This window comes from Olivibacter sp. SA151 (assembly GCF_054130995.1).
The window spans coordinates 2,087,389-2,108,984 of record NZ_CP096391.1 but is presented as its reverse complement, the minus strand read 5'-3'; the positions used below and the strand labels follow the sequence as shown (position 1 = coordinate 2,108,984).

Annotated in this window: 18 protein-coding genes; 8 read left to right on the top strand and 10 right to left on the bottom strand. The window is 40.3% G+C overall.

Annotation, left to right across the window (positions count from 1 at the left end; all coding sequences use genetic code 11):
- Positions 1 to 88: 88 nt before the first annotated feature.
- A complete protein-coding gene (locus tag M1D52_RS08580) occupies positions 89 to 2,368 on the top strand; it encodes a GH92 family glycosyl hydrolase (RefSeq protein ID WP_437392214.1) in 2,280 nt (759 codons plus the stop codon).
- Positions 2,369 to 2,532: 164 nt separating this feature from the next.
- Here M1D52_RS08580 and M1D52_RS08575 read toward each other — a convergent pair whose 3' ends face one another.
- Both M1D52_RS08575 and M1D52_RS08570 read right to left on the bottom strand, forming a co-directional pair.
- Entirely contained in the window at positions 2,533 to 4,968 is a 2,436-nt protein-coding gene (locus M1D52_RS08575) for a glycoside hydrolase family 2 TIM barrel-domain containing protein (RefSeq protein ID WP_437392213.1), read from the bottom strand.
- Between the two features lie 11 nt (positions 4,969 to 4,979).
- Entirely contained in the window at positions 4,980 to 5,306 is a 327-nt protein-coding gene (locus M1D52_RS08570; protein WP_377610919.1) for a hypothetical protein, read from the bottom strand.
- A gap of 77 nt (positions 5,307 to 5,383) precedes the next feature.
- On the opposite strand from M1D52_RS08570, the gene M1D52_RS08565 reads away from it, so the two are divergent.
- Positions 5,384 to 5,500: a helix-turn-helix domain-containing protein gene (locus M1D52_RS08565; RefSeq protein ID WP_437393124.1), complete on the top strand. Its 117-nt coding sequence runs from the start codon at positions 5,384 to 5,386 to the stop codon at positions 5,498 to 5,500.
- A gap of 88 nt (positions 5,501 to 5,588) precedes the next feature.
- On the opposite strand, the gene M1D52_RS08560 is transcribed toward M1D52_RS08565, so the two are convergent.
- Complete coding sequence (locus tag M1D52_RS08560) at positions 5,589 to 6,032, bottom strand: YybH family protein (RefSeq protein ID WP_437392212.1); 444 nt, start codon at positions 6,030 to 6,032, stop codon at positions 5,589 to 5,591.
- A gap of 419 nt (positions 6,033 to 6,451) precedes the next feature.
- Here M1D52_RS08560 and M1D52_RS08555 point away from each other — a divergent pair, with 419 nt between their 5' ends.
- On the top strand, positions 6,452 to 7,690 hold the full coding sequence (locus M1D52_RS08555) for a YaiO family outer membrane beta-barrel protein (protein ID WP_207303820.1): 1,239 nt from the start codon (positions 6,452 to 6,454) through the stop codon (positions 7,688 to 7,690).
- Here the strand turns inward: M1D52_RS08555 and M1D52_RS08550 are convergent.
- The 5 genes from M1D52_RS08550 to M1D52_RS08530 all read right to left on the bottom strand — a co-directional run bounded on the left by M1D52_RS08550 (position 7,687) and on the right by M1D52_RS08530 (position 17,029).
- The gene (locus M1D52_RS08550) at positions 7,687 to 11,031 is read right to left on the bottom strand and encodes a sulfatase-like hydrolase/transferase (RefSeq protein WP_437392211.1); all 3,345 of its coding nucleotides are present in this window, start codon (positions 11,029 to 11,031) and stop codon (positions 7,687 to 7,689) included. The two genes, M1D52_RS08555 and M1D52_RS08550, sit on opposite strands and share 4 nt — an antisense overlap.
- A 119-nt stretch (positions 11,032 to 11,150) precedes the next feature.
- Positions 11,151 to 12,227: a hypothetical protein gene (locus M1D52_RS08545; RefSeq protein ID WP_457941730.1), complete on the bottom strand. Its 1,077-nt coding sequence runs from the start codon at positions 12,225 to 12,227 to the stop codon at positions 11,151 to 11,153.
- Between the two features lie 19 nt (positions 12,228 to 12,246).
- A complete protein-coding gene (locus tag M1D52_RS08540) occupies positions 12,247 to 12,609 on the bottom strand; it encodes a response regulator transcription factor (RefSeq protein ID WP_130858473.1) in 363 nt (120 codons plus the stop codon).
- A gap of 7 nt (positions 12,610 to 12,616) precedes the next feature.
- Positions 12,617 to 16,522: a PAS domain S-box protein gene (locus tag M1D52_RS08535; protein ID WP_437392209.1), complete on the bottom strand. Its 3,906-nt coding sequence runs from the start codon at positions 16,520 to 16,522 to the stop codon at positions 12,617 to 12,619.
- Positions 16,523 to 16,714: 192 nt separating this feature from the next.
- The gene (locus M1D52_RS08530) at positions 16,715 to 17,029 is read right to left on the bottom strand and encodes a hypothetical protein (protein WP_130858475.1); all 315 of its coding nucleotides are present in this window, start codon (positions 17,027 to 17,029) and stop codon (positions 16,715 to 16,717) included.
- A gap of 151 nt (positions 17,030 to 17,180) precedes the next feature.
- Between M1D52_RS08530 and M1D52_RS08525 the strand changes: the two genes are divergently transcribed.
- The 4 genes from M1D52_RS08525 to M1D52_RS08510 all read left to right on the top strand — a co-directional run bounded on the left by M1D52_RS08525 (position 17,181) and on the right by M1D52_RS08510 (position 19,174).
- Positions 17,181 to 18,017: an alpha/beta fold hydrolase gene (locus M1D52_RS08525; RefSeq protein WP_437392208.1), complete on the top strand. Its 837-nt coding sequence runs from the start codon at positions 17,181 to 17,183 to the stop codon at positions 18,015 to 18,017.
- Between the two features lie 131 nt (positions 18,018 to 18,148).
- The gene (locus M1D52_RS08520) at positions 18,149 to 18,532 is read left to right on the top strand and encodes a co-chaperone GroES (RefSeq protein ID WP_013667798.1); all 384 of its coding nucleotides are present in this window, start codon (positions 18,149 to 18,151) and stop codon (positions 18,530 to 18,532) included.
- A gap of 90 nt (positions 18,533 to 18,622) precedes the next feature.
- Positions 18,623 to 18,835, top strand: a complete 213-nt coding sequence (locus tag M1D52_RS08515; protein WP_130858477.1) for a hypothetical protein — start codon at positions 18,623 to 18,625, stop codon at positions 18,833 to 18,835.
- A 69-nt stretch (positions 18,836 to 18,904) separates the two neighbouring features.
- The gene (locus tag M1D52_RS08510; RefSeq protein ID WP_013667800.1) at positions 18,905 to 19,174 is read left to right on the top strand and encodes a hypothetical protein; all 270 of its coding nucleotides are present in this window, start codon (positions 18,905 to 18,907) and stop codon (positions 19,172 to 19,174) included.
- Between the two features lie 75 nt (positions 19,175 to 19,249).
- Here M1D52_RS08510 and M1D52_RS08505 read toward each other — a convergent pair whose 3' ends face one another.
- Positions 19,250 to 20,500, bottom strand: a complete 1,251-nt coding sequence (locus tag M1D52_RS08505; RefSeq protein WP_013667801.1) for a PQQ-dependent sugar dehydrogenase — start codon at positions 20,498 to 20,500, stop codon at positions 19,250 to 19,252.
- A 63-nt stretch (positions 20,501 to 20,563) separates the two neighbouring features.
- Positions 20,564 to 21,262, bottom strand: coding sequence for a DUF92 domain-containing protein (locus M1D52_RS08500; RefSeq protein ID WP_457941729.1), 699 nt, complete (start codon positions 21,260 to 21,262; stop codon positions 20,564 to 20,566).
- 94 nt (positions 21,263 to 21,356) lie between these two features.
- Between M1D52_RS08500 and M1D52_RS08495 the strand changes: the two genes are divergently transcribed.
- Positions 21,357 to 21,530 carry a hypothetical protein gene (locus M1D52_RS08495; protein ID WP_013667803.1) on the top strand — a complete coding sequence of 58 codons (174 nt, stop codon included), beginning with the start codon at positions 21,357 to 21,359 and terminating at the stop codon, positions 21,528 to 21,530.
- Positions 21,531 to 21,596: the final 66 nt, after the last annotated feature.

The following is a 21,596-nucleotide window of genomic DNA, read 5'->3' as shown; positions in this document are numbered from 1 at the left end:
AATTTCAAAAACAAAATACTAAGCTTATATTTACGGCAAATGAGTTTATACCTTTTGGCATAAAGTACATAGTCAACACTTTACAATCATGAAACGACCAACTATTTTAACCATTTTACTTTCAGTGGTATTTGCGACTAAACTTTTTGCGCAAACAGCAAAAGATCCGGTCGACTATATTAATCCTTATATCGGAAATATCAGTCATCTGCTTGTTCCAACTTATCCGACGGTCCATTTACCTAACAGTCTTTTGCGTGTCTATCCGGAGCGCGAAAATTTCACGGGAAACGTACTGAGGGGCTTACCGCTTATTGTAACCAGTCATCGGGGAAGTTCCGCGTTTAATTTAAGTCCTTTTCAAGGAGTGGTAAAAGATATCAAGCATGTACTTCCCTTGAGCTACGACAATGAAGTAATCAAACCTTATTTCTATAGTGTAGACCTTGATGAACAGAATGTTGCGGCACAATATGCTCCTTCGCATCAATCCGGTATTTATGAGCTTCATTTCAATCACCCGGAGAAAGACACCTATTTGATTTTCAACACCAGAAATGGTGAACTATCTCATGACAACCGGCATATCAGTGGATACCAGAATTTAGATAAACAGACCAAGGTATATATCTACTTGGAAACGGATGTGCAGCCTATTGTTATTGGAACACATCAAGGTGATAAGGTCGGCACAAACGATAAAAGCACAAAGGGCGAAGATGCTTATTTTATCGTACAATATCCTAAAGGCACCACTAAAATAAAGCTACGTTATGGTGTATCCTTTATCAGTACGGAGCAGGCAAAAAGAAATCTTCGTAGGGAGATTAGGGATTTTGATTTAGCGACGATTTCAAAAAGGGGGCGCGACATTTGGAATCAGACATTGAACAAAATAAAAGTTACCGGCACCGATGAGGATGCAAAAACTGTCTTCTATACGTCTTTGTATCGGACTTACGAAAGGATGATCTGCCTTTCTGAAGATGGAAAATATTTCAGTGCTTACGATGGTAAAGTCCATGACGACAAAGGCAGACCCTTTTACACCGACGATTGGATCTGGGACACCTATCGGGCGACCCACCCACTTCGCATATTGATTGAGCCGGAAATGGAGGCAAACATGATTAATTCCTATATTGTTATGACGCAACAAATGCCGCGCGCGTGGATGCCTAATTTTCCCGAGGTTACGGGGGATAGTCGTAGGATGAACTCCAATCATGCAGTGGCGATGGTTGCAGACGCATATAATAAAGGGCTTCGGAATTTTAATTTGGAAGAAGCTTATCGGGTAGCCAAAGCAGCCATCACAGAGAAAACCTTAGCTCCCTGGTCGGCTAAACCAGCAGGCGTACTGGATCAATTCTATAAAGACCACGGCTATTTTCCTTCCTTGGCACCAGGCGAAAAGGAAACTGTACCGGAAGTGCACAGTTGGGAACGCAGGCAGCCCATTGCGGTGGCACTCGGCACAGTATATGATGAATGGTGTTTATCGCAAATAGCTAGCAAGCTTGGAAAAACGGATGAAGCCAAATACTTTTCGGAAAGGAGCCTAAACTATCGCAAAGTCTTTAATCCTGAAACAAAATTTTTCCATCCAAAAGATACCTTTGGGGTTTTTATGCCTCATATGGATTACCGATTTCCTCCCGGTATCGGTGGCCGCGATGCTTATGATGAAAATACAGGTTATGTTTATCGCTTCGACGTACCTCATAACATAGGTGATCTCGTACAATTAATCGGTGGAAAACAGGCATTTGTTGATGCCTTGGAAGATATGTTCAGTACGCCGCTGGGTAAAGGAAGGCCCGATTTTTACCATATTTATGCGGATCATAGTGGAAATGTTGGTCAATTTTCAATGGGTAATGAACCCGCCATGCATATCCCCTATCTATACAATTATGCGGGACAACCCTGGCGTTCGCAAAAACGGGTGCGTACATTACTTCAGCAATGGTTCCGCAACGATTTGATGGGCATCCCAGGTGATGAGGATGGTGGAGGCCTTACTTCTTTCGTCGTGTTCTCCCAATTGGGCTTTTATCCAATCACTCCCGGTTTACCCATGTATGTCATCGGAAGTCCATCCTTCGAAAGTGCCACGCTGGACATCGGTGAGGGTAAAACATTCAGCGTGGTTTGCGAGAATTATTCACCTGACAACAAATACATCCAGTCAGCAAAACTCAATGGCGTATCCTGGAACAAATCCTGGTTTAGCCATGAAGATTTGATGAAAGGCGGTAAACTTGAACTGGTTATGGGCAAACATCCTAACAAAACCTGGGCCACCGGAGATGACGCCATTCCGCCATCGTTTAAGATGAATGATAAATTAAAAAGTAAAAATTAAAAATTAAAAAGTAAAAAAGCTTGCCTCTCGTAGTGATGGCCTACCTGTTGAAAGGCAGGCCATCATTATCACATTAACCACTTCTCTACTCAACGTTTCAACCACTCAACCATCAGCTAATCGTCACATTAGCTAATCATCACATTGGCTAATCATCACATTAGCTACTCAACTTCCAAGGTCATCCTTTCACTTTTCAACGGAGCTCCGCTTACCTTCACACGAATTGCCCCCTTCTTCTCCGCAGCTTGTACAATAAAGACCAGCTTTCCATTAAACGTTTTCATTTGCGGGATATGAAAAGGCTCTAAAGACGTTGCGTCTCCATTACAGACGGCCTTAAAGCTACCTGAACCTTCTACCGTAAAAGACAAGGGAACAGCGGCATCCGGGCAGAGATTACCCTCGCTGTCAATCACTTCAACCGTTATAAAAGACAGATCTACTCCATCAGCAATCAATTGATTTCTATCGGCACTTAATCTTAAACCGCTAGGCTTTCCCGCAGTATGTACTTCCTTTTCCTGAGCTATGGCACCGTTTTCATTATAGGCTACTACTTTTAACGTACCCGGTTGGTATACCACCTTGTTCCAACGCAATCGATAACGGTCTAATTTGCTCGCTGGATTTTTCTTGATTCTTCCCTGGCTGACGCCATTCACAAAGAGTTCCGCTTCAGGGAAATCTGTATAGCAATACACGGGGATGGTATCGCGTTCCTTACCTGACCATGTCCAATGTGGTAATAGATGCAGGGTGTGCGCTTCTTGATTCCATTTACTACGGTAAAGATAGTAGCGATCTTTTGGTAATCCCGCTAAATCGCAAATTCCGAAATAAGAACTTCTGGAAGGCCAAACCTGATCATAAGGTGTCGGTTCTCCCAGATAATCAAACCCCGTCCATACAAACTCTCCTATTACCCAAGGTTTATCATCTTGCAGTTCCCAATCCTCTTCCGGTAAATTCGACCAACTGCAGCTCTCCAGATCATATGATGAGCTTTGAGCATCCGGATAGGTTTTTTGTTGATAAGGTTGTACCGGATATTTATAAACACCACGCGAACTGACTGTTGAAGCTGTTTCGGAACCCAAAATAAAACCTTGAGGTAGCTTATCGTAAGCAGTTTGATAACGGTGGGTGCGGTAGTTCAATCCCGGCACATCTAAGAGTGCCGCAAAATTGTTGGCAATTGCATTATCTACACGATCCATCCCTATGGTAACAGGCCGTGTCGGGTCTTCGCGATGGCAAATATCCTGCAGGCGCTTAGCTATTCGATTACCTCCGTCCATGCTTTGTTCGGGCACTTCATTGCCAATGCTCCACATCACAATGGACGGATGATTGCGGTGACAGCGAATCAAATTTACTAAATCGCGCTCTGCCCATTCGTCAAAGAAACGATTATAACCGTTTTTACATTTTGCAGCTTTCCACTCGTCAAAGCTCTCGGCCATCACCATTAATCCCAGTTCATCACAAAGCTCCATTTGCCAGGGTGAGGGCATGTTGTGAGCCGTGCGAATGGCGTCCGCGCCCATTTCTTTCATAATTAAAAGTTGCCGTTTCAAAGCCGCTTTATTAATGGCGGCACCCAAAGGGCCTAAATCATGGTGCAAGCAAACGCCCTTAATTTTTCTAGATTTTCCGTTTAACATAAAACCACCGTGAGCGTTGACCTTTACCTCACGAATACCGAAACGAACGGAATCCACATCCACTAATCGATCACCATCATAAAGTTCGATCTTTGCTAAGTACAAAGCTGGGCGCTCGGGCGACCACAATGCAGGTCGCTCCAATATTAGATTTTCCTCTATCGGAATTCCACGCCAAACTAAATTCGCCTCCTTTGTGAGAAGTACATGGCTTTTCTGATCGAGAACGGTTGTTACTGCCCGCAATTTCTTGTTTTGGTGCGCATTCAGTTCTGCCTTTATACTAATTTGTGCTAAACTGTCGGATACCACTGGCGTGGTAACCGATAGGCCCCAGGGCACCACCGCAATTTCATTTGTAAATAATAGCCGAACAGGCCGATATAAACCTGCTCCCGGATACCAACGCGAAGATTCCGGTTGATTTTCCAACCGAACGGCTAACACATTTTCGCCTTCAACCCCTAAAAAAGGAGTGATATCGAAATGAAAAGAGTTATAGCCATAGGGCCAAAATCCCACTTCTTTTCCGTTGATATAGACCCGTGCTTCGCTCATAGCTCCGTCGAATATAATGCTTGCACGGCGGCCGGCTAAAGATTCTTTCGGCAACGTCGTCCGGTACCATCCTACTCCTATGTAGGGAAGTGCGCCGGTGCGGCCCGTTTTTTCGCTAGGTATCGTTTCACCATTTTGCGTAATGGCTACCGTTTGTTTATCGATTTCTTTATCAAACGGACCGGTGATAGCCCAATCGTGCGGAATATTTATTTTTTGCCAATTTTGATCGTTAAAATCAGGTTGTTCGGCTCCTTTTATATCGCCTCGCTGAAAAAACCACCCTTTATTTAAATAAATTTCTTTTCGTACCTGAGCCGACAACAGGCTGACTGCCATCGTCGCCCATAGGGTAACCGCCATACGCTTCTTCATGAATAAAATCGTTACGCTAACCAAATAGCCTCTAAGTATAATCCCAGCGACTTGTTCAACAATAAGTTATCTCTTTCGATATAGATTTGCAATTTATCTATTTTTTGGATATCGAGCATCTTTTCCAAACTACTTAAAAACCATTGCGGCAAAAATCCAGGATACGGGCGAGGTAAAAGAAAGGTCTTTCCCTGCTGAAGTAAATCGAGTGGAATCCGAATCAGTGAATCGGTTGATTTCAGTGTTATCTCTTTCGAGAAACATTGCCCATCGGAGTCGATGAGGCCAATACTGATGGGTAAAGCAGTAGCTTCTTCGATTCCTCCATTGATTACCAACTCACGCGCTTCAGATATATTGGTTGATCGAGCAGGCTGAATAGGAAGCTGTAAACTAAAACCGGGTAAGACATCCGATTGCAGAAGTTATGTTCCGGGTCGGAATACAAACTCAATCCTATTTTACCAAAGCTTTCAAAAACGAGTTTGGTAAAACGCCTACGCAATATTTAAAAGATTTAGAAAAGAAGTAAAATCGGCCGAGTGTCGGAATCTGTCGTTACAGATCAATCACGATTAGATACCATGTATCTTGCAGCCAAACAGCTACTTATTTCGCCACTATTTTCTTTTCATCAACCATTTACAAAACCATCCCATTTTTTGAATGCGGCAATTATGAAAGGCGGTCATTTTCCATTTCCCAGAGGGATCACGCACCCATACAGACGTATTAATCGATAAACGATTGGGTGCCACTTTCTTCTGCCATCTAAATTTAATGGCTCCTCTAGCTATAACGACAACAGTCTTTTCATTGAGAAAACGAATATCGGTAATATCCCCTTCCAACTTAGCTCCTTTGAACATAAAATTGTTCATCAGCTCTTTGTGGGCCCGTACATAGGCGGCCCTTCCTTTAAGATGCATCCCATTAAACGTTATATAATCGCAATCCTCGGTGAGATGCTCGCCTGCAGCCTTGAAATCTAAGGTTTCAAACGCCTGGTAAATCGAGCGGTTGGCTTCTTGAATAGCTTTTACATCCATCGAATGTTGGTTCATATGACTGGCTTTTAAATCATGTAAAATAGTATCGGTTTTCATCATATATCGCTCAGGTCAATTATTAGCGTAAAAATAGATAGCGTCAACGCAAATGGCCACTGTTTTTCCGTTAACCATTGCAAATCATCGGTAAACAACCAGATTCAATCGGTTAACCGAACAGGTTACTTTTCACATTAGCTAATAAAAAGACGCAAGGGTATTAAAATGGTTGCATTGGTGAACAACAGTTTTGCTTTTATTTTCAATATCCACTAGTATTAATTACTTATAGACCTAAACAAAGAACTTAAAAATGATGTTACAATAAATAGATGTTCTAGTCTGGTATTTTCATGAAGAGAATTTCATAAAGAAATATCAATTAGAATGCTTATGTTTATTATTCATAAAACAATAAACTAAAAATAAGTTTCATGCACTGTATGAGGGTCCATCTTTTAGTATCAATCCTTTTGATGCCGTTTTTTGCCTTTGCTCAAACGAAAACATCTGACGATCTCTTCACCGAAGCAAGGAATGCAGCTTTCGAGCAAAAAAATTATGAGAAGGCTAAACAATTGGCAAAAAGGGCGTTAGCTCAATCGCCCGATTATACGGATGTTGCCATTTTCTTAGGTCGGGTATATACTTGGACCGATCAACCGGACAGCGCAAGAAACGTATTTGAAAACATCCTTTTGCGAGGCGTAACATCGGAAGATCTTTTTTTGGCTTACGCCTCGCTTGAGTACTGGAACGATAATAATCATAAAGCACTAAACCTAGTTAATCAAGGTTTAACCATAAACGCTTCTTCTGAAGATTTGTTATTACTAAAATCCCGTATATTATATGCTGAAACAAATTATCGAGAGGCCGAGCAAGTGATTGGTAATCTATTGAATATCAACAACCAAAATACTGAAGCCCGAGCATTGGCGGCACGGATTTCAGACAACAGTGCATTAAATGCGATAGGTATTGTCTATAATTTTGTCCATTTTAATAAACAATTTGATGATCCCTGGCATTTGGCCGGTATCAGCTATAAAAGACAAACGAAATTCGGATCGGTTATAGCCAAACTGAATTATGCAAACCGTTTCAAAACCAATGGTTTTCAATATGAACTAGAAGCTTATCCCAGAATTTCAAAAATGTTCTACATGTATCTAAATGCGGGATACTCGGGCGATGTCGGAGTATTTCCCAAATATCGTACGGGCGCCTCACTTTACGCCAATTTACCGAAAAGCTTTGAGGCCGAGATTGGTTATAGACAACTTTATTTTACTGACGCAACTTGGATGTATACCGCATCGGTAGGAAAATATTTTAGAAACTTTTGGTTTAATTTTCGTACTTATCTTACTCCTGATAATGAAGACATATCGCAATCTTATACATTCACCACCCGTTATTATATCGGGGGAGCGAACGACTATTTCGGTGCCGCTATCGGCACGGGTATATCACCGGACGATAAAAATACAAACGTCCTTTTGGAGGAAGCCTATAAACTACGTACCAACAAAATAATGCTTGAATACAATTTCTCAGTAAAAAACCTCCATATATTTAATGTGAACGCAAGCTTTTTCAGGCAAGAATATCAGCCTACCATCAAAGGGAACCAGCTAGATATCGGTATCTCCTATCAAAAGCGGTTTTAATGATTTGAAAGTGGGCCGCTAATGAAACGCAATAGTGAATCCGGAAGCAACGAGTTGTTCTTTATGAATCGATCGTTTTTCTCTTTATATCGATGAAAGGCCGCACGCAATTCATCCCGAATACGACTGTCCTGAACAACTTCCTCATCCAGCCCCTCCGTAAACATGTATAAAGACTCTTCATTTAGATGATATTTACCCATAACAAAATCGATTAATTGTGATTTCGTCTGCATTAGTGGCAAGCTCTGTTCACTTACCATAGTTGACAAGGTATCCAAACCGTTCCCTAACCAGGTAACATTTTCGGGAATCTGTATGGAATATTGCTTATTTAGAAAACGGAGTAGTGAAGGCGTTATATCTAAATGACTAACAATGTTGGTCAGTTTTGCAGTGCGTTTCAACAGCGGCGAATATATAATTAACGGAACATGATAACGATCTATTTTTGTACGCATAGGTATCTCGGGCATTCTGTGATCGCCGGTGATAATAAAAATAGTTTGATTGTAATCGTTCCTTTGTCGATAGGCCATAAAAAACGATCTTAATGCATCGTCTGCATTCAACACACTTGTGAGTTGTAAAGCATATCGCCTTAATTCAATACGCTTTTGCGGATTAGAGGTAATATCAGCAAGTCGTTCGTCGAATCGTTTTGCAAAAAAATCCGGGTTATTGATAAGAAAAGGATTATGTGTTGAAACGGATAGAAGCACGCTTACTTGTGGTTGCTTACCATTCTCATTCCGGCTTTTTAAAAAATGGTTAAATAGCGATTGATCATCATATCCCCAGCTGAAATCATTTGAAGCAGGTAATTTTTTATAGCTAGGCGGAAACGTTTTCCCATCATTCAATTCGGATAAATCATTTTTCTTCAAAAAGATGTCCATATGATCAAACGAGGCATCCCCTCCATAATAAAATGAGCTGCGGTATCCATTTTTCTGTAGTACGTTCAACAATGAATAATGTAAGGGCATTTGTTCGCCCAGCTCCAAAAAGCCATGTTCTCCAAATGGTAACGATGCCAATACCGATGGTAGAGCGGCAAAAGTTCTCCCACCTGCGCTTAGGCAATTTTCCCAGTAAAGCCCCTGTTTAGCAAGGGAATCCAAGAATGGCGTAAAGTTGCCTAAATAAGCTCCCTCGTTAACGAATGCCCGACCAAATCCTTCCATTAAAAGAATAATAATATTAGGTTTTTTCTCGCTTTTGCGAAAAAAGGGACTTAGTACATCTTCCGTTTTGTCTACTCTTAAGAAAGGGTAGTTCAGTGGATCTAAATAGTAGTATTCCTTAACGGAAACTTCCATATCTCCTACCGATGTCTGTTCATTATTAAATTGTAAAAGGCCACCAGGAAAATAATTTAGGTAGCTTTGTCTATAAAAATAATTCGATTTATTGGTTACGAGGCTCTTTTCAAAATCGCTAGTCGACCAATGGTCTCTAAATAATTTATCCGAATTGACTAAAAACGACCCTATTCCCGCGACAAAAAAGAAACCGATAAATGCCATAGACCACATCTTTCTCAACTTTATCCAACTAAAACATGCAATACCGACAAAGATGACAATAAGTAGCTTTAGAACATTGACAACATTGATTGCGCCGGATGAACCGATTGTTTGTTTAATTTCAGACGATGAGTAACTATAAATATCAGCACCTAATGGAACAAGCGATACAAGAAAATATTGAACAAGAATAGTTTGTACTAAAAGGATAAGTACAAAAATGCCGGCCGTTACAATTAAGGCCCATTTCGAGGAGATAAAACGAAGGATGTAAAAAACTATAAAACCAAAGAAGCTTGCCGAAAGCCAAAATAAAAATTGATTGAAAAGCATTTGCGCAAAAAGTACACCACCATTTGATAATGGACCAAATTGCTGTGTATAAACGATAAATTCAATGAAGCTAGCGATCAATAACAGCCCTAAAAAAACAATAGATAAATTAATATAAGGGGATACCAGCATGTTAAAACGTTGGGATGACGTTTCAGCTACTGATGAGTGTTGAGACGCCTGCTTGGCATTAAAACCCCGTCGCGTCATATCTCCCCAGGCTTTTTTCTTGAGTAAATAATCACGGAGTCCCCGGACTGCAGATAATACCACAAAAGGATGGAACAAGAAAGGTTCTAGAATAGCTGTTAACACTAATTTTACGACATCGGTATTCCTTCTATAAACACGATAGGTTACAGTATCAACCAAGATGGCGTAAATAGAGTAGAGAACGCCGAACACCATGACGAAACCGAGCAAAATAAAGAAAGCGGGCCAATCAACTAATCCCAGTATGAGGAAAACAAAAAAACCTATAAACCCTATAAATTCTATTATCGGCCCTAAAAATTCAAATAAAAACCAATATGGATAACTAATTAAACCCGTAATGCCATATTTCGGATTAAAAAATAATTTCTTATGTTTCCATAAGGTCTCAATTGTGCCACGCATCCATCTATTACGTTGACGACCAAGAATTTTAAAACTATCCGGTGCTTCTGTCCAGCATAAAGGATCAGGTATATTTACAACACGGTACGCTTCATTCTGCTCTTCCATGTAGCGCCTCATTCGGACAACCAACTCCATATCTTCTCCAACTGTGCCATGATCATAGCCACCTGCCTTGAGTATGATTTCTTTATCGAATGCCCCGAATGCACCCGATATCAGCAACAAGCCATTTGCACGACTCCAGGCAAGTCTTCCCAGCAAAAAAGCCCGAATATACTCCAATGCTTGGGAACGAGCTAACCAACTTTTTGGCAGCTTTACTTCAACAAGCTTACCATTTTCTATCCTACAATCGTTAGCCAATCGGATAATACCACCACAAGCAATTGTCCGTTTATCTGTTTCTTCCATGAAAGGTTTCGCTAGCTTCAAGATAGCATCCTGCTCTAAGATGCAATCTACATCTATACATACTGCATAGTCGTTACTTGCGATATTTATCCCCACATTTAAAGCATCTGCTTTTCCACCATTCTCTTTATCAACGACTAATAGCTTCTTAAATGCGGGATTCTTACTTTTGTACACTCCCCTAACTTCCTTCGTTGGCAATACATAATCGACGTAAAAATCGGCCTTAAAAAGTTCATACGCATCAATCAATTTTTGCAAAGAGTTATCTTTGCTTCCATCATTGATAATAATAATTTCCAGGTTGACATAATGAATGGAAAGAAGGGAACGTACATTTTCTACAATAGTGGCTGATTCATTGTACGCCGGAGCCAATAAACTAAAGCTTGGAGCGTTAGTAGAAGTAGCTAAGAGACGATAGTCCGTAAAGCTATTTTTACGCATATGCTTTATAATCGCACCCAACGAAAAAAGCCCTATCCATAAATACACTAAACATAATAATATGGCATAAAGTAGGATTCCAAACGTAAAGAATTCATAAAAAATTAACTGCCAGTTCATTAATAATGCCCTTCCATAGCTTGGTTAATAATTGTTTTAGCTGGTTCATCGAGTTGCTTCTTGGTCTCTTCCAGGACAGCAACTCCTTTTGCGGAACAGTTTAAAATAGCTCGGGCTGCACCTAATCTAACTTGACTGTTGTCATTATTATATAATTCATGCAATAAAAAATTTAGTTCATTTATGCCTGCAATATTCTCTAAGACACGGATAGCCCGCATTTTGTATGCGTCAGATGCGTTATCATAAACCTCAATGACAGCAGCCGCTGTATTTTCTTGAGAAATACGTTCTAGCGTTTTCAGCGACTGCATTTGTACTTTTTTTGAAGATGCCGAAATTTTTAATAAGACGTTTTCATGGAGTTCAAGTAATTGAAATTTTGCAATAAGCTTCAATGCAAATATAACAACGCTCTGATTATCCGAATTTAACCAACACTGAACATGATGTGCTGCATTAAGTGGTAATTGCCCGATCGCACTTAGCAGCTTAAGCTGCTGCCAATCTGAAATTGGATTTTGCAAATCATCTAAGAAAGCCAACCCTTGGAACCCCTTCAACCTAACTAAGCCGTACTGTGCTTCTAATCTAATAATGTCCTTATAATGATTTACCAAACTTACAATTTCGGGTTCCGCTTCCGAGATTTGCATGGCACTTAATTCTTGTATAGCGGAAGCCACAATATGCGCATGCCTGCTGGACAACCTTGCTATACTGTCTTTGTCTAACCTCAGTTGTTTATAAACTACCTTTAAATTGGACGCTGCAATACCTGAAAGACTTTTTTCCGCATTCACTAAACTTCTTGCTAAGTATTTTCTAAATCTTCGATTAGTTAAATGGTCATTTAGCGCCGTGGGCGGCTGCAATGGAATATCAGCGGATGCCGCCTCATATATTACGATGGCTATTAGCTGTTGCCAAGATTTCCTTAAATCTGCAGCACGGTTTTTTTCAATCAAAAAAAACAAAATGACAATAAAAACCAGGAAGAGAAGACTTACCATCACGAGAGTTGCCCAAAAGAAATCAATAATAGGTAAGCCAAGAAGTGTTTCGTTCAACTGCATAATTAATACAGAATTCTATTTAGCGTCCAACGGTAAAACGTTTAATACGAAGAATAAGCTCTCCTGGACTAAACGGTTTGACAATAAAATCATCAGCACCCAACTTAAAAGCGTCCAAAACAACTTCTTCTTGGCCTAATCCCGAAAGAATAATAATGGGTATCGCTTTTTCTTTTATGGCGCGAACGGCAGTCACTATTTCTAAACCCGAAACATAAGGCATCATAATATCCGTGATAACCAGATCGGGGAGTGTTTCCTTTATTTTCTCAAGGGCATCCTTTCCATCAATGGCAGAAATTATTTGATGGTTTTCCTTTGACAGCCTGAATTCAAGAGTTTTCCGTATTAACTCGTCATCTTCTGCAATTAAAATAATCATTCAGCTACTAGTTAAAAGGTGTAATTCCAATTATTTTCTTTACTATTTTTATTTCTTCAAAAATCTTGCGCAACAAGTCTTGCCGAGTAATTTCTACTATACTGTCAGCCCTTTCAAGTTCCTCGGCAAGTTCATTCAGAAGAAGTAAACCGGCCGTTCTTGAGGTTCCTAGCAATTTATGCCCTATCTTTTTTAAAGACTGAAGATCTTGTTCTTCTTGAGCTTGTTCTATTTTCTTGACGGTACCTTCTAACTCAGATATGGTCAATTTTATGAATTCCCTTTTAAACATTTCATCGCCAGCGGCGTAGTCGTCCATCATATGATAATCGACGTGTAAATCGACCGTTATCTCATCTGTTTTTTCCTTAAAAAGCCAGGTCTTGATCTTTAACTCAATATCTGCTTCCACAATAGGTTTTGCGATAAAATCATTAAACCCGGCATCTAAGCATTTCTCCATCTCCCCTTTCACATTGCCGGCAGTAAGTGCTATTATGATAACATCAACGCCGGAGGGCAAAGACCGAATGCTACGTGTTGCTTCTATTCCATTAAGTTCGGGCATTTGAATGTCCATAAAAATAAGGTCTGGCATTTTGACTTTGCAGGCCTCTACCGCAAGCAAGCCATTTTCAGCTTTTTCAATTGACGCAAGTGGGGCAATGCGTTCGATAATTGTGCTCGTTAACAACATATTAACCGCATTATCTTCGGCAATAAGCACATTAAAAGGACGAACGACAGCTTTAGATGGCAACCGATCGCTTTCTTCACCATTTACGACATCAATCTTTTGCGTTCGCTTAAGAGCCTCGTACATCTCTTTCGTATTAATCGGTTTCCTTACCCGTGTTACCGTTAATTCATTTGATTGTTTAACAATATCTTCGTCTTCAGATGAACTGTATAGCAAAATAATTGGAATGTTGGAATATTCCACTTTTGGGCTCTGTCGTATTTTTCTAATTACCTCTAAGCCGTCTAAAATCGGCATCTGGTAGTCTACAATCAGTAAATCATATTTTTTATTGTCGTATAATTTTTGCAGGGCATCGAAGCCATTACTAACAGATTCAGAATGAATATTTTTCAACGCCAACATCCGTTCCAGTATCATCCTATTATGATCATTATCATCTACGATCAAAACAGATTGCAAGTCGTTTAAATCACCATTTCCTGCAGGATCTCCAAGCTCAAACGACGTTTCTAAGTTAAAAAAGAACGTGCTTCCAATCCCGACCTCGCTTTCCAGCTGCAGATGACTGCCCATTAACGCTAACAATTTATTGGAAATAGTAAGGCCTAAACCTGTTCCCCCATATTTCTTAGTAATAGTACTATCTTCTTGGGCAAAAGCCTCAAAAATTTCATGTTGTTTGTCTCGTTGAATACCGATACCCGTATCTGTTACGGAAAACCGCAAAGTAGTTTTGTTATCTGAGGCGCTTATTTGTACTTCTTCTATTTTCAGTTCTATTTCTCCTATTTCTGTAAATTTGACGGCATTACCCAGTAAATTAATAAGTATTTGTTTTAATCGGGCATCGTCCGCCCAGATAAAACGCGGAAGATGAGGAGACATATCGAGAATTAATTCCAATCCTTTCTTTTGAGCTTGGTAGGTGATAACGTTTATTACCTGTTCACTCAAGTCAAATAAGTCTATTCTTTCAGAATTCAACTCCAGTTTACCCGCTTCGATTTTAGAAAAATCAAGGATATCATTAATAATCGCTAAAAGCGAAACTGCAGAATCATTAACGATCGTGAGATACTGTTTCTGCGTATCATTTAATGAAGTTTTTAATATCAGATCAGTAAAGCCAATCACACCGTTGAGAGGCGTTCTTATTTCGTGGCTCATGTTAGCAAGAAATTCAGATTTAGCTTTGCTGGCTTGTTCCGCTATTTTTTTTGCCTTCCGCAATTCCTCGCTCTTTTCAAAACTTTCTGTTATATCCTGCGTAAACATAACCAGTCCCCCCACTTCATTATTAAAGTGACGCCAAGGTCTGATTTCCCAAATAAGGTGTTGTTCGTGGTCCCATCCCGGTGGCGTCCAGACATCGTCATTTTTTTTATGCACCTCGCCATTCAGACATTTTTTATGAATTTCTTTCCAATCGTCAGGAAGATTCGGAAAAACATCGTAATGTGATTTGCCAATAATACTCACATCTGCTAAATGATAACTTTCATACCATCGTTTGCTGACGGCAATATATCTTAAATCTTTGTCTAACATTGCTACAGCCGCCGGCGCATGCTCAATGAACGTTCGAAGCCTGGCCCTTTCCTCTATTAATGCAACTTCTGCCCGCTTCTTTTGATCTATATCTTGGAAAGTACCGAAAATCCGTTTGCATACACCTTCTATCATTTCGGGTTGTCCGTGGCTTCTGACCCAAATCAATCGTTTCTTTGCGGTGCGTAACTGTAATTCTAAGTCATAAGGTATGCCTTTCGTCACGGCTTCTTGAAATGCTTCTTCTATATACGCACGATTCTCGTCTTCATAAAAGTCCAATGCCTGTTCAATGGTCGGTTCATAATCGACTGCGACTTCATGAATACTTTTTGTAACATCCGACCATATAATTCTATTATTCGTTAAATCTACCTCCCAGCCGCCAACCTGCGCGACACGATTGGTCTGCTCCAACATTTCTTTCGTCTTCTTGAGATCACCCTCCAACTTCAAACGCTCAGTCATGTCAATCGCATTTCCAATAATGTAATCGTTACCTTCTGCGTCTTGCTCTAACACATTATTATAGAGCCAAAACAAGGGCTGTCCGTCTTTATGAAGCGTTTTCATAAGCCCTGTATCTTTGCGATTTAATTTGATACGATTCAAATATCCTTTCAGAAATTCGTGATGATAGGGTGGAACTAAATCGAATAAGGACATTCCTAGAATTTCTTCCTTTTTATATCCTAGTATGGCAGCACCTGCTTGATTGACCGACAAAATATTGCCCGCTAAGTCGTGTGTACACATCAGGCCCTGAGAATTCTCAAAAAAAGAACGAAGTTTATTTTCGCTTATCTCTAGCTCTTGATTCTTTAGCGTTTCTTCCGTCATATCACGACCAACGACGAAAATCTCATTTTCTCCGATATTAGGAGTTACAGACCATTGGATCGTTCGATTAGATCCGTCTTTTGCCAATAAACGATTAGTAAAATGAATGGTGTTCTTTCCGGATCGCCTATCTGAAAGTTCGTCCTCTGTCTTCCTGATATCATCCGGATAAACAAACGTTAAAAGTCTCTTTCCGAGCAACTCGCTTTCTCGCCAACCTAAAAGGTCTTGGAAAGCGGGATTCACCATTTTTATGATGCCTTCGGAGGTGACCGAGCTGATCAAATCTTTTGATATGTCAAACAATTTAGAAAAGTACTTTGCTTCTTGGGTATTCTTTCTCTCAAGTATTAAAGTAACCACCTGCTTAGCCAAAAGCTCAAGAAGTCTTTTCTGCTTTTCGTTTAATTCTTTCGGCTTTTTATCGATAACACATAATGCTCCCAATGCATATCCGCGAGGATCAATTAACGGGTAACCTGCGTAAAAAGCGATATTTGGATCTCCTGTAACGAGTGGGTTATGAACAAATCGGCTATCTTTTGCTGTATCGTTTACTTGGAAAACGCTGTCATTTAAAATGGTATACTGGCAAAAGGAAATATCACGGCTCATTTCAACCGTATCGATACCTTTCTTCGATTTAAACCACTGTCTGTTTTCGTCAATAAGTGATATAAGCGAAATTGGGGTGTCGCAAATCAAACTAGCCGCTTCAGTAATGCTATCAAAGTCTTCCTCTTCAAGTGAATCAAGTATATCATAATTTCTCAGCGCCTGCACGCGCTCTTTCTCGTTTTCAGGAATTGGAAAACTTATCATAATTTGGATTTATTGTACACCTAATATACAACAAACAAAAACAAATTAAGTTCTTTATAAAGAAATGTAAGATGATTTAGAAATATCAATGTCGAATCAAAACGACCTAATTTTCATAAAACCGACACAAGTATCACAATAATTCACATGAAAGCTGGTTGCAGTATACTCTTTGTACGTGATCGTCATAGTCTAATTATTGTATTGAATTGCCTCTGCCTTATAGTATGAATCAGCATCTTCGCCGCCTGTATATTCAATGCCATGAATAATAACTCCATCTGCACCGACAGCTTTAGCCTTTTCAACTATTTTCCGCTTCGCCACTTCTTCATTGAGCAAAACCTTCGAAGATATATGTCCGATAACTTTATAGTCTTTTTTAACGTCTTTACTTGCATAATAAACATCCATATGCATCGTCGGATTAAATCGATCTCCAAGATAAGATGTGCCGACGCAGGACATCATACTCAATAAAATAGGTAAAAATAGCTTTTTGTTCATAATTGATTCGATTGTTACTGGTTAGACTGGCGAAACACGTTTTGGTTTAGCAAACGGTTATAACTTGTCGCTATATACCCGGATATTGCCGCATTTCGAGTGCTCACATTCACTAATTCAACTTAAATTTACGTTCAAATTTACATTCATCATGACACGTAGATTACCAACCATTACATTATTAATGCTAGTTTTTTTATCTATGAAAGCTCAACAAACGCAAATTGGCAGTTATGCCCAAGTAAATGGCCTGAAAATGTATTATGAAATCCATGGTAAAGGTAATCCCTTGGTATTATTACATGGAGGAGGATCAACCATTGCAACTACTTTCGGCCGCATTTTACCCGAACTTGCCAAAGCACATCAAGTAATTGCAGTAGAGCTACAGGCGCATGGGCACACTACTGATATCGATAGGCCACTCAGTTTCGAACAGGATGCAGATGATGTCGCGGCACTCTTAAAGCAGCTGAGCATTAAGAAAGCGAGCTTTATGGGGTTCAGCAACGGAGGTACCACCTGCTTGCAAATTGCTATACGACACCCCGATTTAGTAGACAAGCTTATTGTGGCCTCTTCCAATTATAAGCGCGGCGGACTGCAACCCGGCTTTTTTGAGGGTATGGAGCAAGCAACACTTGATAATATGCCACAACCATTGAAAGACGCCTATTACGCTATTAATCCTGACCCAAAGGGGCTACAAGCCATGTTTGAGCGGGATAAGGCTAGAATGCTTGCATTTAAAGATATAAGCGATGAGCAAATAAAGAGCATTCAGGTTCCTGTGCTTGTCGTGAATGGCGATACGGATGTAATTCGTACCGAGCACGCACTTGAACTTTCCTGGATGTTACCGCATGCACAACTGGCCATTCTACCTGGTGGGCACGGTGATTATCTAGGGGAAATTTGTGCGCCAAATAAAACAAGCAATATGCCCGTCTTCTTTGTCGCTTTGATTAACGACTTTCTTGGGAAATGATGCCGGAAAACGCACTCCTTATAATTATACTGCCATCAAAACGGATAGACAAGATTTAGTAATGTCAATATGACATCTTCCATCCTTGTTGCACAGCTTTTGCTGAGGCTCGAAAAAAGGATTGATTTTGCATGATGACCATTCATTTGACAGAAAATAATAAACTGAAAAAGTTGATTGTTGTAGGAGATCGGGTGCTGGTAAAACCGGCGAAACCTAATGAGCGGACAGAAAGCGGGCTCTATCTACCACCCGGGGTTCAGGAGAAGGAAAAGGTGCAACAGGGTTATGTTATAAAAACAGGGCCAGGTTATGCTATTCCCGTACCCGCTGATGAAGATGATGCTTGGAAGCCACAAGAAGAGAAGGTAAAATATATCCCCCTACAGGCGAAGGAAGGAGATTTAGCAATTTTCTTGGTAAACGGCTCCACCGAGATCTTGTATCAGGGTGAAAAATACTTCATTGTTCCGCAAGGGGCCATTTTAATGCTGGAAAGAGAAGAAGAACTCTAATTCTTTGCATGGCGGCGATTTTCAAATTTGTTGCTTGACTAAACAATATCACCTCATGACTGTTAAGTTAAGCAACAAGTTATTTCTATTATGAAAAATCTTAAAAAGCTATTCGCAACACTATCAGCTTGTTTATTTTTATCGATTATTGGCTGTGGACAAAATAGCCAGGAAAACGAAACGGAAGGTGATTCTTATCGAGATACTGTAGAAGCGCCTACGACTAACGATAACAATATGCGCAATGACCAACCGACGGACGAGTTGACAACAAAGGATTCGCTGAGTACCGACTCTATTTGATGTTGCTGCTAAGCCAACTTGCAAGCAAACTTATCTTTACCTATGTTTGCTAATAATGTTAGCAAACAAATGAAAGAAGAGATAAATTTTTACTTATTACAGGCGGATAAATTCAATCCTTATATTAACCGAAAGGAGCATCTTCAACGTATTTATCCTAAATTGACGTGGGAAGCGATTTTAAGCCACCGACGGGAAGTCTATACTCGAGATCGGATAATCATCTACTTAAAACAAAACATAGAAAGATTAGGTGCGCTTGGCTTTAGGGAAGTAGCGGAGCGGCATCTCCATCAGTACGAACGGGAAAGCTATCCGGAGTTATTTTATGACGAGTGAGCTTGGTAGCCACATAAAAACAAAAGGTTCTTTTTAACAAGGAACCTTTTGTTTTTTATACTGTCGGTCAGGGTTTTATTCGCCTGCTTTTTTACCTACTCGAAACAACCATCCGGAATCAGTAACTGCATACAGGGCACCGTCCGGTCCTTCTGTTATTGCCCGGAAACGTTGCGCTTGATCGGCTAGCAGTCTTTCCTCTCCAACTACCTTATTATCCTGAATAACAAGACGAGCTATGTGCACACCACTCAAGGCGGAGATAAATAGGTTATCCTTCCATTCAGGAATCACGTCGCTGCTGTAAAAGGTAATGCCGCTGGGTGAAATTACAGGGTCATAGTAATAAATAGGCTGCTCTAAACCTTCCTTTTGTTGAATGCTATCGCCAATTTTTTTCCCACTGTATTCGATACCATAGGTTATAATCGGCCAACCATAGTTTTTACCTGGAAGAATACGATTTACTTCATCACCTCCCCTTGGTCCAAACTCGGTTTCCCAAAGATCGCCCGTCGTAGGATGAAAAGCTAGGCCTTGCACATTTCTATGGCCATATGAATAAATCTCAGGGCGCGCATCCCCCTTACCCTCGAAGGGGTTACCTGGAGCAGGTTTACCGTCCTTTGTAATTCGAAGAATTTTACCTAAGCCCGACTTCAAGTCTTGGGCTTGAGGTCTTGTTTCCAGATCAGAACGCTCGCCGGTGCTCACGATGAGATTACCTGTTTTATCAAAGAGAATACGACCACCATAATGTAATGTTCCATCATGAACAGGTGTCGCTTCGTAAATGACTTGCGCCTGCTCAATTGTCTTTTCGTCAGCAGCTAACTTACCTTTGCCAACTGCTGTCAAGTTGCCGCCGGCCTTAGGTTCTGAAAAAACCCAATAAACCATCCGGTTATTTGCAAAGTCAGGGTCTATTGTTAGCCCCAGTAAACCACCTTGTCCCCTTGCATCAACCTTAGGTAAGCCCGTAATGGCCTCGCTGATTTTACCGTCTTTTGCAACAATCCGCATCGTACCACCTTTTTCAGTAATCAGAAACCTTCCATCCGGTAGACAGGTGATACCCCAAGGATTTTTCAATTCTTTGTTGAGTACGGTGACCTCGTAAGGAGTGCTTGTTTTTACAGCGCCTATACGCGTTTGTCCCGCGAAAGCTGGTTTATAGTCGCTATTCGGTGAACCCGTCTCTACCGGTGGTAAGCTGGTTGTATCCGCGCCTACCGGTCCGCCGTTCTTATTGGCTGAAGAACTACAAGAGGCAACAGATAATGCTAATCCGGAAAGCAATCCTAAAAATGTTGAGTTATATGACATAGTTTATCTTTTTTGCGATTATAAAACTATTGAATTTTATTTATATCAGCAATTAATCCTACACTAACAAAAAAAGAAGAGTACCATCAAAGCTCCCAGAAGCGTATTAAGAAAATTTACGCCATTATTTCCCAAATATTGCTTTCTTTCCAAACTCGCACCTAAAATAGAATCGAAAAGGTTGCCTAAAAAACCCGCAATAGCGATAAAGACGGCTACTTTATTCAATCCTGCATAAACAATCCCCATTAAAGTTGAAGCCATAAGGCCTATCAAGGTACCTTCCACGCTGACGACACCATCTTCACCTCGGATGTCGCGTTTGAAAGTTAAGATGTTATAAAAAGAACGGCCATAAAGGGTACCTAATTCGGAAGACAAAGTATCTGCCAATGCTGCTGCAAGACTGCCGACCATCATGATTTTATAGACATCGGTATGCGACACATCTATCAAGCATAAAACTGCTAGCAATCCGGCAACACCTCCATTTGCAAACACCTGTCCCGCTCCCCGCGTTTCTTCATGCTTAGATAAGGCAAGTAACCGCGCTTTATCTATTTTCTTATGTGAAGTTGCCAATACGGCAAGGCCAAAAAATAAGCATAACATCAACAATTCCTTGATTCCCATAGCATAAAAAACCAACAAGCCGATACAAGAGGCTAGCCCGGCAGCAGAAACCGTTAGCTTTTTCGTGAGAACGGCTAACATGGCACAGATTAATAATACAAAACAAAGAATTAGCGAAGAATTTCCCATTAAATTGTCAGGATTATCCAATATAACATCATTTAACAAATTATTATTATTAGAGTTTCTACCTTTACCCCATCACACATAAAACAATTGCGCTATGAATTCCACAACATTATCATTGAAGGGAAATAGTGAAATACTTATCAAAAAACCAGGCGTAAAGGAACTGATCGCCGTTGCAAAGGGAATGAAAAAAGATGGATTTTCCTATGACGAAATCGCGAGAGAAACAAAACTCACACTAGCTTTTGTTATGTCTTTGTTTAAATAGTTCGTTTGCGTGCGTTGCTACCCCTTATATAGCAACGCACGTAAAATGCAAATGCACGATCATTTG